The organism is Rhizobacter sp., assembly GCF_032229685.1.
GTDB lineage: Bacteria > Pseudomonadota > Gammaproteobacteria > Burkholderiales > Burkholderiaceae_C > LMDS01.
Genome location: NZ_JAVTWP010000021.1, coordinates 1 through 16,677, shown reverse-complemented (window position 1 = coordinate 16,677; position 16,677 = coordinate 1). Strand labels below are relative to the sequence as shown.

14 protein-coding genes are annotated in these 16,677 nt (G+C 70.0%); 8 read left to right on the top strand and 6 right to left on the bottom strand.

The window, feature by feature from the left end; all coding sequences use genetic code 11:
- Position 1 precedes the first annotated feature (1 nt).
- Both AC30PD_RS09690 and AC30PD_RS09685 read right to left on the bottom strand, forming a co-directional pair.
- On the bottom strand, positions 2 to 676 hold the full coding sequence (locus tag AC30PD_RS09690) for a trimeric intracellular cation channel family protein (protein WP_489535452.1): 675 nt from the start codon (positions 674 to 676) through the stop codon (positions 2 to 4).
- 9 nt (positions 677 to 685) lie between these two features.
- Entirely contained in the window at positions 686 to 1,195 is a 510-nt protein-coding gene (locus tag AC30PD_RS09685; protein ID WP_489535451.1) for a flavin reductase family protein, read from the bottom strand.
- A 100-nt stretch (positions 1,196 to 1,295) separates the two neighbouring features.
- Between AC30PD_RS09685 and AC30PD_RS09680 the strand changes: the two genes are divergently transcribed.
- From AC30PD_RS09680 to AC30PD_RS09650, 7 genes are all read left to right on the top strand, one after another.
- Positions 1,296 to 1,835 (top strand): sigma-70 family RNA polymerase sigma factor, encoded by a 540-nt coding sequence (locus AC30PD_RS09680; RefSeq protein WP_489535450.1) that lies wholly within the window; start codon positions 1,296 to 1,298, stop codon positions 1,833 to 1,835.
- A 6-nt stretch (positions 1,836 to 1,841) separates the two neighbouring features.
- The gene (locus AC30PD_RS09675; protein WP_489535449.1) at positions 1,842 to 2,675 is read left to right on the top strand and encodes an anti-sigma factor family protein; all 834 of its coding nucleotides are present in this window, start codon (positions 1,842 to 1,844) and stop codon (positions 2,673 to 2,675) included.
- Positions 2,676 to 2,724: 49 nt separating this feature from the next.
- Positions 2,725 to 4,242 (top strand): MFS transporter, encoded by a 1,518-nt coding sequence (locus AC30PD_RS09670; RefSeq protein WP_489535448.1) that lies wholly within the window; start codon positions 2,725 to 2,727, stop codon positions 4,240 to 4,242.
- 39 nt (positions 4,243 to 4,281) lie between these two features.
- Entirely contained in the window at positions 4,282 to 5,202 is a 921-nt protein-coding gene (locus tag AC30PD_RS09665) for a M48 family metallopeptidase (RefSeq protein ID WP_489535447.1), read from the top strand.
- A 74-nt stretch (positions 5,203 to 5,276) separates the two neighbouring features.
- Complete coding sequence (locus tag AC30PD_RS09660) at positions 5,277 to 5,921, top strand: Crp/Fnr family transcriptional regulator (RefSeq protein ID WP_489535446.1); 645 nt, start codon at positions 5,277 to 5,279, stop codon at positions 5,919 to 5,921.
- Positions 5,922 to 6,059: 138 nt separating this feature from the next.
- The gene (locus AC30PD_RS09655; RefSeq protein WP_489535445.1) at positions 6,060 to 6,743 is read left to right on the top strand and encodes a GNAT family N-acetyltransferase; all 684 of its coding nucleotides are present in this window, start codon (positions 6,060 to 6,062) and stop codon (positions 6,741 to 6,743) included.
- A 38-nt stretch (positions 6,744 to 6,781) separates the two neighbouring features.
- Complete coding sequence (locus AC30PD_RS09650; protein ID WP_489535444.1) at positions 6,782 to 7,021, top strand: hypothetical protein; 240 nt, start codon at positions 6,782 to 6,784, stop codon at positions 7,019 to 7,021.
- On the opposite strand, the gene AC30PD_RS09645 is transcribed toward AC30PD_RS09650, so the two are convergent.
- Genes AC30PD_RS09645 through AC30PD_RS09635 form a run of 3 tightly spaced genes read right to left on the bottom strand, consistent with a single transcriptional unit; the run spans position 7,000 to position 15,564 of the window.
- The gene (locus AC30PD_RS09645; protein WP_489535443.1) at positions 7,000 to 10,332 is read right to left on the bottom strand and encodes an ATP-binding protein; all 3,333 of its coding nucleotides are present in this window, start codon (positions 10,330 to 10,332) and stop codon (positions 7,000 to 7,002) included. The two genes, AC30PD_RS09650 and AC30PD_RS09645, sit on opposite strands and share 22 nt — an antisense overlap.
- Before the next feature lie 58 nt (positions 10,333 to 10,390).
- Entirely contained in the window at positions 10,391 to 13,714 is a 3,324-nt protein-coding gene (locus tag AC30PD_RS09640; protein ID WP_489535442.1) for an ATP-binding protein, read from the bottom strand.
- Positions 13,711 to 15,564, bottom strand: coding sequence for a patatin-like phospholipase family protein (locus AC30PD_RS09635; RefSeq protein WP_489535441.1), 1,854 nt, complete (start codon positions 15,562 to 15,564; stop codon positions 13,711 to 13,713). Before AC30PD_RS09635 ends, AC30PD_RS09640 begins: the two co-directional genes overlap by 4 nt.
- A gap of 158 nt (positions 15,565 to 15,722) precedes the next feature.
- Here AC30PD_RS09635 and AC30PD_RS09630 point away from each other — a divergent pair, with 158 nt between their 5' ends.
- Positions 15,723 to 15,920: a hypothetical protein gene (locus tag AC30PD_RS09630; protein WP_489535440.1), complete on the top strand. Its 198-nt coding sequence runs from the start codon at positions 15,723 to 15,725 to the stop codon at positions 15,918 to 15,920.
- A 32-nt stretch (positions 15,921 to 15,952) separates the two neighbouring features.
- Here AC30PD_RS09630 and AC30PD_RS09625 read toward each other — a convergent pair whose 3' ends face one another.
- Positions 15,953 to 16,630: an alpha/beta hydrolase gene (locus AC30PD_RS09625; protein ID WP_489535439.1), complete on the bottom strand. Its 678-nt coding sequence runs from the start codon at positions 16,628 to 16,630 to the stop codon at positions 15,953 to 15,955.
- Positions 16,631 to 16,677: the final 47 nt, after the last annotated feature.

Below are 16,677 nucleotides of genomic sequence, written 5' to 3'. Positions count from 1 at the left end.
TTCAGCGCGGGTCGTCGGCCACGTCGTCGTCGTGGCGCCAGACCGGCAGCTTCCAGTCGCGCCACAGCGCCAGCACGCGCAACAGCGTGGCGCACGCCGCGCCGGCGGTGAGCGTGGCCCAGTCGGGCCAGTGCAGCGCGGTGCCGCCCACCACCACCCAGCCGCCGGCGAAGGAACACACGGCATAGGGGCGGTGGCCCTGGAACGCGGCCGGGATCTGGTTGCAGGCGATGTCGCGCAACACGCCGCCGAACACCGCCGTCACGACACCCATCAACACCGCCACGAGCGCCGGCATCTGCAGGGCCAGGGCGATCTGCGCGCCGCTGGCGGTGAACAGGCCGAGGCCTAACGCGTCGGGCCACTGCATTGCCTGTTCGGTGGGCTGGAAGTGGCGCGTGCGCAGGAACACCATCGAAGCCATGCACAGCAGCAACACCGCCCACACGTAGCCGTGGTGTTCGACCCAGAAGAACGGGCGACGGTCGAGCAGCACGTCGCGCACCGTGCCGCCACCGAAGGCGGCCAGGCCGGCGACCACGCACACGCCCACCGCGTCGAGCCGGCGCCGCGCCGCGACGATCACGCCCGAGAGCGCGAACGCGGCGGTGGCCGCGACCTCGATGGCGAGGTGCGCGGTCGAGAGCGACCAGACCAGCGGAACCGACAGCGCCATGGCCCGCCGTCAGAGCGGCAGTTCGGTGAAGTAACGCCCGCCGTGGAAGATCAGCGGCTGCGAGCCTTCGCGGCGCTCGCAGTGTTCGACTTCGCCGACGAAGATCACGTGGTCGCCTTCTTCGTAGCGGCTGCGGTTGAAACACTCGAACACCGCTGCCGCGCCTTCGATGATGGGCGCGCCGCCAGCGCCTTCGCGAAACGCCAGGCCCTTGAAGCGGTCGGTGTCCTTGCTCGCGAAGCGTTCGGCCAGGGCGTGCTGCTCGGCGGCGAGGATGTTGATCGCGTAGTGCGAGCCGCGCTCGAAGGCCGGCATCGAGCCGGCGCTGCGCGCCAGGCTCCACAGCACCAGCGGCGGGTTCATCGACACCGAGTTGAAAGAATTGGCGGTCAGCCCGACTGGCACGCCGCCGGGGCCGCGCGCCGTGACGATGGTCACGCCGGTGGCGAACATGCCGAGCGCGGCACGGAACTCGGGCAGCGCGAAGCTCGGGGAAAGGGCGCTTTTCGGGGGCGTCATGCCGGCCATTGTCCGGGATCGCGCGCGGCCGTGCTGCGGGCCTACACTGGCCGCGGGCCGCAGCGCGGAATAAGCGGCCGCTGCCCGACGTAGACCCCCTGTGGACGCCCCGACCGCCTTTCGCCAGCAACTGCTCGGCGCGATCCCGCGCCTGCGGCGCTACGCCCGCTCGCTGGTGTTCGACCCCGGCGCGGCCGACGACCTGGTGCAAACCGCGCTCGAGCGTGCGCTGGCGCACTGGCACCAGTTCGACCAGCGCCGCGACATCCTGGTGTGGGCCATCAGCATCGCGCACAACGCCCACATGGACGAACGCCGCCGCAGTGCCCGCATGACGCTGGTCGAGCCGCGTGACGGCGTCGATGCGATCGACGAGCTGCCGGCGGCCACGAACCCCGACATCGGGCTGCGGCTCGACCTGGTGGCCGCGCTCAAGCAGCTGCCGCTCGAGCAGCGCGAGCCGCTGCTGCTGGTCACGCTCGAACAACTGTCTTACGCCGAGTGCGCCGAGCTGCTGCGCATTCCGATCGGCACCGTGATGTCGCGCATCTCGCGCGGCCGCGCGGCCTTGCGCGCGCTGCTCGACGGCCGCCGCCCGAACCAGAACGCGGCCGCCCACACGCTGCGCCGCGTGAGCTGAACCGCCATGAACATGCCTGACGACACCCTGCTGAGCGCCTGGCTCGACGACGAGTTGCCCCCCGAGCAACGCGCCGAAGTCGAAGCCTGGCTGCGCGAGCACCCCGAAGACGCGGCGCGCGTGCGCTTGTGGTCGGCCGACGCCGAAGCCTTGCGTGTCCGGCTCGACACGGTCTTGTCGGAGCCTGTGCCGCAGGCGCTGACGCAAGTGGCCTGGCGCAAGGCGCCCGACACCTTGCCGGGCGTTCGCTGGCAACGCTGGGCGGCGGCGCTCGCCGTCTTCGTGCTCGGGGGCGCCGTGGGCGCCGCGCTGGTGTGGCGGCTGCAGCCTGAATCGCCCCTGCTCGCCCGCTCCGGCGAGCCGGCGTGGGTTCACCGCGCAGCGCTGGCGCACACCGTCTACGTGCCCGAAGTGCGCCACCCGGTGGAGGTGAAAGCCCAGGAAGAGCACCTGAGCCGCTGGCTGACGCGGCGCCTCACCGTGCCGGTGAAACTCTTCGACCTGCGCGCGCAAGGCTTCGAGCTGGTCGGCGGCCGGCTCCTGCCCGACGCCGCCGGCACGCCGAGCGCGCAGCTGATGTACCAGGCCATGCCCGACACCGGCGCGACCGGCGCCGACGGCAAGCCGCTGCGCGTGACGGTCTACCTGCGCAAGCCCGACAGCAACACGCCGGCCGCCTTCCGCTACGAGCGCGAGGGCGAGCTCGGCATGTTCTATTGGGTCGAAGGCGAAAGTGCCGAAGGCGGAGCGCGTGGGTATGCACTGGTCGGCGTGCTGCCCAAAGAGAAGCTGCTGGCGCTGGCCGAAGCCATCTACAGACAGGGAACGCCGGCGCAGTGACGCGGCTGCGGCGCGTGGGGCGCGCCGCCCGCGTCCATAGAATGCGCCCATGACCTCCCCCACCCCCGGGGCCACCGCCCCCGGCGCGTCGCCCCCGGCCACCCCCGTCTACAAACGCAAGCTCTTCTGGGTGGCCTTGCTGTACTTCAGCGAAGGCCTGCCGCTCGGGGTGTTCTTCGACATCTTCCCGGTCTACTTCCGCCAGCAGGGCGTGAACCTGGCCGACATCGGCCTGCTGAGCCTGCTCGGCCTGGCCTGGACCGTGAAGTTCCTGTGGGCGCCGGCCATCGACTGGGCGCGCCACCACCGCTGGTGGGTGAGTGGCGCCAACGCCGGCATGGCCTGCGTGATGTGGTACTTCGCGACCGGCTCGGCCAACGTGTTCGGGCCCTGGGTGTGGGTCGTGATCGGCCTGTTCACGGTGTTCTCGGCCACCAACGACATCGCGACCGACGGCTACACCATCGAGCTGCTCGACCGGCGCGAATACGGCATGGCCAACGGCTTTCGCATCGGCTTCTACCGCGTCGGCATGATCTTCGCGGGCGTGGTGCTCATCCTGTCGGGCTGGCTCGGCTGGAGCGTGGCCTACGTGGTCGGCGGTGCGGTGTTCGCGTGCAATGCGCTGATGGCCTTGTTTGCGCCGCCCGAAGGGGCGCGCTTGTCGACACCCGGCACCCTGGCCACCGAGTTCGGGCTGCTGCGCGACCAGCCGCTCTGGATCGCTGCGCTCGCGCTCGTCTTGATCGGCCTGCTCTGGCCGGCGCTTGCGCCCATCGGCAAGGTGGCGGGCTGGAGCGTGGTGGCCGAGTGGAACAAGACCTGGTGGTTCAAGGGCGCCATCCCGGTCGGCTTGATGTTCCTCGGCGCGGCGCTGATGGTGACGGCCGCCAACCACCCGCGTGCGCAGCTGATGCGCGAAGGGCCGGTGTTCGGCGCGTGGGTCGAACTGCTGTCGCGGCCGGGCATGATCGCGATCCTCGTCTTCATCCTGCTGTTCAAGCTCGGTGACGCGTCGATGGGCTTCATGGTCAAGCCGTTCTGGGTCGACGCCGGCTTCACGAACCAGCAGATCGGCCTGGTGAGCGTACAGCTCGGGTTGGTGCTGTCGATCGCCGGTGGCCTGCTCGGCGGCTGGTACGTCGACACGCGCGGCATCTTCAAGGGCCTGTGGGTGCTGGGCATCTGGCAGGCGCTGTCGAACCTGGTCTACGCGTTCGCGGCCTACGCCGTGCCGCGTGCGGCGCAGGGCACCGACATCGCGATGGCGCACCAGCTGATCGTCTACAGCGCCAGCGCCGTCGAGAGCTTCACCGGCGGGCTGGGCACTGGCGCTTTTCTCGCGTTCTTGATGGCGATCACGAGCCGCGCGAAAGCGACGACCGAGTACGCCATCCTTTCCAGCATCTTCGCCTTCAGCCGTGCGGTGGCCGGCTGGGCCGGCGGCATCGGCGCGCAGGAGATGGGCTACTCGGCCTACTTCTTTTTGACGTTCTGGCTCAGCTTCCCGGCCTACCTGCTGCTGCCGCAGGTGCGACGTATGCTGTTGCAGGCCGAATCGCGTTAGGGCGGGAACGCTGCGCGACGCCAGCCATCAGAGAGCCTCATGAACAACCGTGACACCGCCATGGCCACCGCCGCCCTGACCCACCGCTGCGCGGCCTGCGCTTTCGCGCCGGGCCGCCGCCTCTTCACCGGCGCGCTGCTCGTTGCCGGCGCGGCGGCCGCCCTGCCGGTGCGGGCGCGCGAAGGTGTGGAAGTGGGCAAGAAGTCGATCTTCGCCGGCGCCGTGTCGGCCGACCAGATCGAGCAGGCGGCCAGCCAGCAGTACGTGCAGATGCAGCGCCAGGCCGCGCAACAGCGTGCGCTCGCGCCGGCCGACCACCCGCAGGTGGTGCGCCTGCGCGCCATCGCGCAGCGGCTCATCCCGCACACCTACGAGTGGAACGAACGGGCACGCCAGTGGAAGTGGGAAGTCAACCTGATCGGCAGCAGCCAGGTCAACGCCTTCTGCATGCCTGGCGGCAAGATCGCCTACTACTACGGCATTCTCGACAAGCTGCAGCTCAATGACGACGAGGTGGCCATGATCATGGGCCACGAGATGACTCACGCGCTGCGCGAGCACGCCCGCGAACGCATGGGCAAGACCATGGCCACGCGCGGCGCCATCGAGGTGGGCGCCGCGATCTTCGGCCTGGGCGGCCTGGGGCGCGCAGCGGCCGACATGGGCGGCCAGCTGCTCACGCTCAAGTTCGGCCGCGAAGACGAGTCCGAGGCCGACCTGGTGGGCATCGAGCTCGCAGCCCGCGCCGGCTACGACCCGCGCTCGGGCGTGACCCTGTGGCAGAAGATGGCCGCCGCCAACAAGAACGCGCCGCCGCAGTTCATGAGCACCCACCCCTCGGGGCCGACGCGCATTTCAGACATCGAGAAGAACCTGCCGAAGGTGGCGGGGCTGTATGCGCGGGCCGAGAAGCCGGGGCAGCGGTTCGGGCCGCCGAAGGCGAAGGCGGCGTCGGGTTGAAGTCGGGCGGCGGCACCCAGGGCTGCGGACAGTCGGTCAAGCGGTAGTCGCCGCGCTCGCGCCACAATCGCCGCATGCCCACGCCAGCCGTAGCTTCCGACGCCCTCGACCAGCCCTTGCTCCAGCGCATTGCCGCACAGGGCGGCGTGAAACGGTACCCGGCGCACGCGGTGATCATCAACGAGGGCGACAGCGCCGACACGCTGTTCATCGTGCTGAGCGGGCGCGTCAAGGTCTACGCCGCCAACGAAGCCGGCAAGGAAGTGATCATCACGACCCACGGTGCCGGCGAATACGTGGGCGAGCTCGCGCTCGACGGCGGCATGCGCAGCGCTTCGGTGATGACGATGGAGCCGACCACCTGCTCGCTCGTCACCGCGGCCAACCTGCGCGCCTTCATCACCGACCACCCCGATTTCGCGCAGCACCTGATCCACAAGCTGATCAAGCGCGTGCGCCAGGCGACCGACAGCGTGAAGAGCCTCGCGCTGCAAGACGTCTACGGCCGCGTGATCGGCTTGCTGCAGCAGCTCGCGCCGGGTGACGACAACGCGCCGCGGGTCGTGGCCGAGCGGCTGACGCAGCAAGACATCGCCGAGCGCGTGGGTTCGTCGCGCGAGATGGTCAGCCGCATCTTCAAGGACCTGGTGACCGGCGGCTACCTGCGCAACGAAGCGGGGCGCATCACGATCCTCAAAAGGCCACCAGCCGCCTGGTAGCAGCGGGCGGGCGTCGGGCGCGTGTGAATTTCGCACACCGCCGATGCCGACTTGTGCAGCGACCGAAAGGCGCTCGATTCCTACATTGGGTTCACCCGATCCGCAGCACGGAGCGGGGTCAGAACCCAGGAGCCGAGCATGCAGACCCAGATCGCCACCGCCCCGTACCGGATCCACCGCTACCCGACCCAGCTGATCGAAAGCTGGACCCTGCGCAACGGCCAGCGCGCCACGCTGCGCCCGGTGCTGCCGCAGGACGACGTGTCCGAGCAGGCCTTCGTCGCCGCGCTCTCACCCGCTTCGCGTCGCAACCGTTTCCACGGCGCCGTGAACGGCCTCAGCAGCGCGCGTGCCGAAGCGATGACGAACATCGACTACCAGAGCCACATGGGCTTCGTGGTCACGGTGATGGAAGGCGAGACCGAGCGTGTCATCGCCGACGCCCGCTACGTGATGAACGACGATGGCGCCAGCGCCGAGTTCGCGGTGGTCGTGGCCGATGCCTGGCACGGCCTGGGCCTCGGCCGGCGGCTGATCAGCGCGCTGTGCAAATGCGCGCACCGCGCCGGCGCGCGCTGGTTGTGCGGCGAGGTGCTGGCCGGCAACCGCGACATGCTGGTGCTGATGCAGCGCTGCGGCTTCAGCGCCGCGCCGCACCCGGCCGATGAGGCGCTCGTGAAGGTCGAGCGCAGCGTGGCCGAGCCGGCCGGCGCTGCCCCGCGGCGCGGCGCTTCCCTCTTCGGCGCCATCGGCCGCAACGTGACCGCGTGGATGCGACCCGCGCCGGCCCGCACGCAGCTCAAAGACCTCAGTGCACGCTGAACCTTCACGACCCACCCTTTTCTTGCCTGGAGATTGCCATGACCACCACCACGTCGACCCTGTACACAGCAACCACCCCCGCCACCGCCAGCACCGGTTCGGCCCTCGACAAAGTCGTCGGCGCCGTGTCGGCACTGGCCCGGCGGATCGGACAAGGCCCGATCGATCCGCGCGAGCTGTATCTGTCGCAGGCCGCTGATCACGAAGACTGCGAACAACGTGCTCGTGCCTGGGAACAGCACGAGCGGCGCCAGCGTCAGCTGCCGCCGGTTCTCTGAATCCCGGCGGCGGCGCGGCGCGACCAGGCTTCGACAATCGCGCGGTGCGTTGAAATCCCGTCCAGCATCCGGGCCCGTACCGTGGTGTCTTCGATGTGCGCTGCCCGCTTCTGCAGGGCGTTGTGGGCGTCCGTCAGCAGGCCGGCGGCGCGCGGGTCGCGCAGGGCCGCGAGCACCCGATGGCAGGTGAATGCGACGAAGATCCCGTTCTCCTGTTGATCGGCCTGTTCCACGTCGCTCAGCAAACGCTCCGCGAGGGGAAGAGCCAGCCGACTGTTGCCGCACTCGAGGTGGGCTTGTGCCAAGTGCGCGAGCGTGGCGCGTGTGTGTTCCGCGTAGTCGCCCGTTTCAAACAAGGCGAGCGCCGCTTCGAAGGCCGCGAGCGCGCCGGCCCAGTCACCTGCCTCGCCGCGCGCTTCGCCGACATGCCCCCAGGCCATCGCCTGCCCGAACCTGTCGGAGAGTCGGGTGTAGATCGCCAGTGTGGCTTCGGCATGGGCCAGCGCGGCAGCGGCGTCACCTTGCTCGCGCGCGCACTGCGACAGCATGCAGATGTCGGCGGCCTCGTTGTACGGAACGCCGATGTCGCGGTCCGCTTGCAGGGCCGCCTCGGCATGTCGCTGCGCCTGCGGCCAGTCGCCCAGCAGACCGGCGTGCCGGCTGCTGGCGAGCATCACGGGGCCATGCGACCGACGGCCCAACGGGGTGGCATGAACGGCTTCGCGGGCCCGGCCGAGCAGCAGGCCCACGGCGGCGTGATCGTTCGACCCTTTGGCAATCTCGACCATCACCAGCAACAACTGCGCCGTGTGGGGCTCCCCCGGAACGCGCCGAGCCCATTCGAGGCCTCGCTCGGCAAAACCGCGCGCCATGTCCAGCTCACCACGGACGCAGTACACCCAGGCGATCTCGCCCAGTGCCAGCGTGGCCGTGCTCGGGAAGTCGCCGCGTTCGGCCAGCGCCAGGGCCTCGTGGGCCAGTGCCAGCGCGGTCGTGTGATCGCCGCGCCGGTCGGCCAGCAGCGCGCGTGAATTGAGGGTCCGCGCGCGCATCTCGTCGTCGTCGAGGGCCTCGGCCAGCGCCGCGCATTCAGCGAGCGACTTCTCCTGCGCCTGCCGGTCTCCGAGCCGGTCGAACAGCACGTGCTGGAGGCGATAGAGCGTCACGCGCCGGTGCAGGTCGGTCAAACGCGGGTTGGAGAGCGCGCGCTCCAGGTGGGCCACGGCCGCGCGGGTGGCGTAGCGGTCAGCGGCGTCCTGAGCGGCTTTCTCGAAGAAGGCGAGCGCCTGGAGTTCGTCGCCTGCTCGGTCGTAGTGTTCGGCGGCCACGGCCAGGTACTCGTTGGTGCGCTCGCCGAGCCTTTGCGAAAGCCACGCGGCAGCGGCGGCGTGGCCGGCGCGGCGCGGGGCCTTCAGCACCGTGTCGTAGCAGACCTGGTGCAGCAGGTGGTGGCCGAAGCTGTACTCGACCGCCGCGTCGAAAGCCGAGCCATCGCGGCGCACGATCAGATCCTTGCGCAGCAGGTTGGCCAATGCCGCAGCCGCCCCAGGTTCAAGCGCATCGAGCGCGGCGTCCCAGAACACGTGCCCGATCACGGCAGCGTGTTGCAGGGCGCTGCGCTCGGCCGGCGACAGCACGTCGAGGCGCGCCTGCAGCACGCCGGTCAGCGTGGCCGGCACCCTTGCGGTGAGCAGGCGGTCGGCCCGAACCTGCCAGCCATCGGCGTCGGCGCGGATCACCCCGTCGTCGATCAGCATCTTCACCAGTTCTTCCATGTAGAACGGGTTGCCCTCGGCCCGTGAAGTCAGCAGCGCGCGCAGCACCGCGGGCACCTCGGTCATGCGCTGCAGCAGCACGTCGGTGAGGGCGTGGCTGTCGTCGCTGCCCAGCGGCGCGATGTCGACGCGCCGGTGCGACGTGTCGGCCAGCACCCAGTTCGCGCGCCGCTCGAACAGCGCCGGGCGCGCCAACATCACCATCAACAGCGGCAGATCGCGCTGCCGCTGCAGCAGATGGGCCACGAAGTCCAGAGAGCCGTCGTCGGCCCAGTGCAGGTCGTCGAGCAGCATCACCAGCGGCGAGTCATCGCTCGCGGCCAGCCGGCGCAGCAGGTCGCTGGCAGCCTGGAACGCCCGGTCGCGAATCTGCCGGCCGTCGTTCAGCATGGGGCCCAGGAGCGGGCTGGCCGAGAAGTCGAGGCCGATCAGCTGGCCCACCAACTGGGCTGGCAGTTCGCCCTCTTCCGCGAAGAGCGGCGCCATGCCTTCGACCAGCTTGCGCCTCGCCGTCTCGGCGGGGTCACTGTCGGCGATCTGGAAGCGCCAGGCGATCACGTCGCGCAGCAGCCCGTAAGGCCGCAGCATGCCGTTGGGCTGGGCCCGACCCAGAAGCAACCAGAACGACTGCGGGTGAGTCTCCAGCGCGTTCTGGAACTCCGCCAGCAGGCGGCTCTTGCCGAGCCCGGCGTCGCCGACAACCGTGAAGGCCTGCAGCGACTTTTGCGCGAGCACCGCTTCAAAGCCTTGGCTCAGCGCCGTCAACTCGCCATAACGCCCGACCATCGGCGTCTCGACACCGTCGATGCCGCGGGAGGGCACGCGGAACGCGCGTGGCTTCACGCGTTGAACAAGGTAGGTGACGAGCGGTTCGTCGCGGCCCTTGACCGCAAGCGGCTCCTGCTCCTCCACATCGAACACACCGCGGATGTGGCGGTAGGTGTCGTGGCTGATCCGCAGCCCACCCGGAGGTGCGGTCTGCTCCATGCGCGCGGCGATGTTGACCGTCATGCCCATGGCGGTGTTCTCGGCTTCGACGCCGCCGCCGACGAGTGCGCTGCCGGTGTTGATGCCGACCCGCACCTCGAACCCCGCGATGCCGTGCCGCTGCTCGACCTGCGCCGCATGCAGCTTGCCTTCCCGGAGCAAAGCCAGGCCCGCGCGCACGGCGCGTTCGGGGTCGTCTTCACGGGCGCCGTCCGCGCCGAAGGCGGCCAGCAAGCCATCGCCCATGAAACGAAGCACGCGGCCTTCATGCGCCTCGATCACGGCGCCGAACTTGTGCAATGCCCTGTCCATGATCGCGTGCGTGTCTTCCGGGTCGAGCTGCTGCCCCATCGCGGTGGAGCCCACGATGTCGGCGAACAGCAGGCTGACCAGACGCAGCTGCTGGGTTTCGGTGCGGCGCGCCACGTCGAGCCGGCTCAGCTGGGCCCGCAGCGGCGCCAGCGCCATCTCGACCACTGCATCGCCCAGCAGCGCGCGCTGAGCGTGCAGCGCCGCGATGCCGGCTTCAAGTTGCTCGCGCTCGCTCATCTGGCAACCTGCTTGTTTTGCGCTGCGGTACGTGAGCCCTTCTGGCTGCCGTGCGGGCTCATGGTGCAGGCGCCGCCGACGTGCGCCGCGCCCACGCATCGGCCACCGCCCGGTGCGCTGAAATTCTGTCCAGCACCCGGGCCCGGACCGTGGCGTCTTCGATGCGCGCCAGCCGCGCCTGCAGTGCGCTGTGGGCCTCGACCAGCCACCGGTCGGCGCGAGGGTCGTGCACGGCCTGCAACACGCGGTGGCAGATCAGCGCGAGCAGGATGCTGCCTTCCCGCTGATCGCCCTGGCCCACCTCGCCCAACACCCGCTCCACGAGCGGCAATGCGAGCGAAACGTTCCCGCACTCGAGGTGAGCCTCGGCCATCAGGGCGAGCGATGAGCGCCGGCCTGTCAGGTCTTCCACCACCTCGTACAGCGCGAACGCATTCTCGAAGGCCGCCAGCGCCTGTGCCCAGGCGCCGGCGGCGCGATGCGCGTGACCGAGGTGGTCCCACGCCGCGGCCCGACCGTACTTGTCGGAGAGCCGCGTGTAGATCGCCAGCGCCGCTTCGGCATGGGCGAGCGACGCCGCCGCGTCGCCCAGCTCGCGTGCACATTCGGACTGCATGCACAGGTCGGCGGCTTCGCTGTACGGAATGCCGATGTCGCGGTCCGCTTGCCGAGCCGCCTCGGCGTGAAGCTGCGCCTGCGGCCAGTCGCCGAGCGCGCTGGCATGCTGGCTGCTGGCGAGCAGCACGTTGCCCAGCGAGCGGCGGCTCGACGGCGTGGCACGTACGGCCTCGCGGGCCTGGTCGAGCAGGCGGCCGACTTCGGCGTGGTCGTTCGACGCCTTGGCGATGTCGATCAGCACCAGCAACAACTGGGCCGTGTAGGCCTCGGTCGGAACGCGTCGCGCCCAGGCCAAGCCTTGCTCGGCAAAACGGCGCGCGCTGTCGAGCTCGCCGCGCACGCGGTGCACCCAGGCGATCTGGCCGAGGGCCATGGCGGCCGGGCTCGGGCTGTCGGCCCGTTCGGCAAGCGCCCAGGCTTCATGGGCGAGCGCCAACGCCGTGGCGCGGTCGCCGAGCCGGTCGGCCAGCAGCGCGCGGGCGCCACGGGCACGGGCGCGCAGCCCGTCGTCGCCGATCGCATCGGCCAGGGTTTCGTACTCGGCCAGCGCGGCTTGCTGCGCGGCCCGCTCACCCATGCGGTCGAGCTGCGTGACCTTCAGCAAGAGCAGGGCCCAACGCCGGCGCAAGTCGTCGAGCCGTGGGCTCGCCAGGGCGCGCTCGGCATGGGCCAGCGCGGCGGCGTTGGCGAAACGGCCCGAAGCGTCGTTGGCGGCCTTCTCGAAGAAAACAAGCGCCTGCAGCTCATCGCCCGCGCGGTCGTAGTGTTCGGCTGCGACGGCGAGGAACTCGTTGGTGCGCTCGCCGAGCCTTTGCGAAAGCCACGCGGCAGCGGCGGCGTGGCCGGCGCGGCGCGCTGCCTTGAGCACCGTGCCGTAGCAGACCTGGTGCAACAAGTGGTGGCCGAAGCTGTACTCCACCGTGCCGTCGAAGGCAGAGACATCACGCTGCACGATCAGTTGCTTGCGCAAGAGCATGGCCAGTGCCGTTTCGGCCCCTGGCTGCAGGGCCTGGAGCGCCGTGTCCCAGAACACATGGCCGACGACCGCCGCGTGCTGCAAGGCGCTGCGCTCGTGGGCCGACAGCGCGTCGAGGCGCGCCTGCAGCACGCCTGTCAGCGTGGGCGGCACCCGCACGCCGAGCAGCCGGTCTGCGCGCACCTGCCAGCCGTCGGCGTCGACGCTGATCACGTCGTCGTCGATCAGCATCTTCACCAGCTCTTCCATGTAGAACGGGTTGCCCTCGGCCCGTGAAGTCAGCAGCGCGCGCAGCACCGCGGGCACCTCGGTCATGCGCTGCAGCAGCACGTCGGTGAGGGCGTGGCTGTCGTCGCTGCCCAGCGGCGCGATGTCGACGCGCCGGTGCGACGTGTCGGCCAGCACCCAGTTCGCGCGCCGCTCGAACAGCGGCGGGCGCGCCAGCATCACGAGCAGCAGTGGCAGGTCACGCTGCTGCTGCATCAGCTGGCTGATGAAGTCGAGTGAGCCGTCGTCGGCCCAGTGCAGGTCGTCGAGCAGCATCACCAGCGGCGACGCGTCGCTGGCAGCGAGCCGGTGCAGCAACTGCGTGGCGACCTGGAACGCCCGGTCGCGGATCTGGCGGCCATCGCCGAGGGCGCTGCCCAGCAGCGGGCTGGCCGAGAAGTCCAGCCCGATCAGCTGGCCCAGCAGGTGCGCCGGCAGTTCGCCTTCAGCGGCGAAGAGCGGCGCCATGCCGTCGACCAGCTTGCGCCGGGCGAGCTCGGCGCTGTCGCTGTCGGCGATCTGAAAGCGCCACGCGATCACGTCGCGCAGCAGCCCGTAGGGCCGCAGCATGCCGTTGGGCTGGGCCCGGCCCAGAAGCAGCCAGAACGACTGCGGATGCGTCTCCAGCGTGTTCTGAAACTCGGCCAGCAGCCGGCTCTTGCCCAAGCCGGCATCGCCGACCACGGTGAAGGCCTGCAGCGAACGCTGTGCCAGCACAGCCTCGAAGCCCTGGCTCAGCGCGCTCAGTTCGCCGTAGCGCCCGACCATCGGCGTCTCCACGCCATCGATGCCCCGTGTGGGCACGCGGAAGGCGCGTGGCTTGACGCGTTGAACGAGGTAGCTCACGAGCAACTCGTCGCGGCCCTTGACCGACATCGGTTCCTGTTCCTCCACATCGAACACACCGCGGACGTGGCGGTAGGTGTCGTGGCTGATGCGCAGCCGGCCCGCAGGCGCGGTCTGTTCCATGCGCGAGGCGATGTTGACGGTCATGCCCATGGCGGTGTTCTCGGCCTCCACGCCACCGCCGACGAGTGCGCTGCCGGTGTTGATGCCCACGCGCACGTCGAAGCCGGCCACACCGTGCCGGAGCACCACTTCGTCGGCGTGGCGCCTGCCTTCTTCGAGCAGGGCCAGCCCGGCACGCACGGCGCGCTCGGGGTCGTCTTCGCGCGCGCCGTCGGCCCCGAAAGCGGCCATCAGGCCGTCGCCCATGAAGCGCAGCACGCGGCCCTGGTGCGCCTCGATCACGGCACCGAACTTCTGCAGCGCGCCGTCCATGATCGTGTGCGTGTCTTCCGGGTCGAGCTGCTGGCCCATCGCGGTCGACCCCACGACGTCCGCGAACAGCACACTGACCAGACGCAACTGCTGCTGGGTCTCGGCGCGGCGCGCCACGTCGAGCCGGCTCAGCTGGGCTCGCAGCGGTGCCAGCGCCATCTCGATCACCGCGTCGCCCAGCACCGCGCGTTGCGCCTGCAGCGCGGCGATGCCGGCCTCGAGTTGCTCGCGCTCGCTCATGCTGCCGGCGGGCCGAGCTTGTCGAGCACCTCGGCACCGTGCGCATGCCCTTGCTGCACGATCTGGTCGAACTTGTTCCACTCGAGCATGCCGACGCGTTCGAGCGGCGGGTTGAAGTACAGGTCGGTGAGCTTCTGCGCACTGCGCTGGCGCGAGGTGCTGTAGAGCACGGTCACGTTCATCAGGTACGAGGCCAGCGTGGGCAGGCGGTAGAGTCGCCGGGCCTTGGCGCGGAAACGGTCGCGCAGCAGCGCCCAGCTGCCCGGCACGTCGTCGTGCTCGATGCGGCGCGGCTTGCGGTAGCTCAGGTCGACCCCGATCACGCGGCCGATGCCACGCACGTTGCGCATCACGTCGACCGGGAAGTTGTTGAAGGTGCCGCCGTCGCAGAGCAGGTCGCCGTCGTGGATCACCGGGGGCAACGCGCCCGGGATCGAGATGCTCGCCAGCAGGCCCTTGACGAGGTTGCCGTGGGTCAACGACTGCTCGGCCGCCTTCGAGTAGTTGGTCGCGATGCAGAAGCAGTTCTTCCACAGGTCTTCGATGTCGGCATCGAAGCCGAGCAGGTCCGCCGCCGAGCGGGTCAGGATGCCCCGCAGCCGGGTGCCCTTGATCAGCGACAGCAGCGGCAGCAGGTTGAAGTCGCCGGTCGGGTTGACGCCGAACGACTGGCGCGCGTTGGCCATCACCGCGTCGAGCGGCCGGTCAGAGGCCGCGTAGGCCGCCATCACCGCGCCGATGCTGGTGCCGCCGACGCAGTCGATCTCGATGCCGCGTTCCTGCAGTGCGCGCAGGATGCCCAGGTGCGCGAAACCGCGCGCCCCGCCACCGGCCAGCACCAGCCCGACGGCGGTGCGGCTCTGCAGCCGCGCCAGGCGTGCCATGTCGCGCTCGAGCGTGGGCCGCAGGTGGATGTGCCCGGCCAGCGGCCGCCGGGCCAGCCACGCCGCCGTGCCACGCGGGGATTGCAGCGTTTCGGGGTGTAGCAGCACCAGGATCTCGGCCGCGCCGGTGCGTGGCGGGCGCCGCATCAGCACCTGCTCTTCGATCGGGTGCAAGGCGGGAGGGCGGGTCGCGTCGGCGAGCAGCAGCAGCTCGTCGCAGTGGCGGCAGCAGCGCTGCGTCCACGCGGTGGGCGTGGCGTCGGCGAGCAGCAACACGTAGTCGGTGTCGGCCTCGATGGCGTCGAGCAGCAGCGCGATGCGGCGGTTGTTGTCGGCGTTGGCGCCGTCGCTCTCGGCGATGCCGGCCTGCTGCAGTTCGTGGTCGATCACGGCGGCGTCGACCACGCGCACGCGCGCGATCTTCGAGAGCTGCGCCTCCAGCCGCGCGGCGAAATCGGGCACGTCGACGCCGCCGGTGATCGGAAGCAGCGCGATCGTGACGGGCTTTTCGAGCGCGGGGCGGTCCTGGTCGCCTTGCAGCCGCTTGATGATCTGCCGCGTGAGCGCGATCGAAATCTGCGCACTGCTCGCCAGCAGGCCGGCGAACTCGGCCTTGGGCAACTTCACCAGCACCGAGTCGCGAATCGCGAGCACCGTGGCCGAACGCGGCTCGTCGGTGTACAGGCTCATCTCGCCGACGATCTGGCCGCGCGAGATCTCGCGCACCATGCGCTGCGAGCCGTCTTCGTCGGCCACGTAGGCGCGCAGCCGGCCGCTGATTGCGATGTACATCGAATCGCCTGCGTCGCCCTGGCGCATCAGCGTGTCGCCGCCGGCGATCTCGATCCATTCGAGGTGGCCGCGCAAGAGCTGGAGCACGCCCGGATCGATGTCGCCGAGCAAGGCCACGAGGTGCCGTTGGAGAAGCTGATCCTGGTGGCTCTGGCGACTACTGCTGTGATCCATGAACCATGCTAACCGCAGCCCGCCGGGCGGGTCGATGTGAATACGTCACAGCGCCGCCGTGCGAAGTGACGGCGACGCGCGGGGCTCCGAAACCTACATTGGATTCACGTTGATGCGAGGCATCGACAGCCCGCCAACCCACTGCAACGGAGCCCGCCATGAACATGAACAGCCAACGCCTCGACGACCGCTTCAACAGCCTCGTGATCGCCGCCGCCATTGCCCTCGTCGTGGGCCTGAACATCGACGTGTTCGCCGGTGCCACGCTGGGCCGCGGCGCCGACAGCCAGAAGCTGGCGCAAGCCAAGCCCACCGCGCCGGCGGTCTCGACGACGCTGCTGGCCGCCGCTCGCTGAACCTGCCGACGCGCGCTGCGCGCCGGCCGCGATCAGCCGAGCACGCGCAGCAGCCAACGGTTCATGTCGGCGATCTCGGCCGCGCACACCGAATGCTGCATCGGGTACTCGTGCCAGTCGACCGTGTAGCCCAGCGCTCGCAGCGCGTCACGCGACGCCACCGCACGCGCGATCGCGATCATCGGGTCGCCGCTGCCGTGGGCCTGGAAGATCGGCACGCCCGCATTGGCTTCGCTGCGTTCGGCCGCGGTCTTGTCGGCCAGCGGCAGGTAGCCCGACATGCCGAGCAGGCCGGCCAGCCGTTCCTTGTGGCGCAGGCCGGTCATGAAGGTCATCGCGCAGCCTTGCGAAAAGCCCGCGAGCACGATGCGCGACGACTTGACCCCGCGCGCTGTTTCATTCGCGATCAGTTCTTCGACCAGCGCCTGCGACTCGCGCAGCCCGGCTTCGTCTTCGCGCGAACGACCGGCGGCGCCGATGTCGGTGCCCAGAATGTCGTACCAGGCGCGCATCACGTAGCCGCCGTTGATGGTGACCGGCCGCGTCGGGCCGTGCGGGAAGACGAAGCGCACCGGGCCGACAGGGCCCAGGTCGAACTCTTCTGCCACAGGCACGAAGTCGTTGCCGTCGGCGCCCAGGCCGTGCAGGACGATGACGCTCGCCGTCGGGTTCGGGCCGGTTTCGATCTCGATGGTTTCAAGTCGGGTCATGGGGTGCTGTCCGTTCAAAGCGTGAAGTCGTAGTCGATCACCAGCGG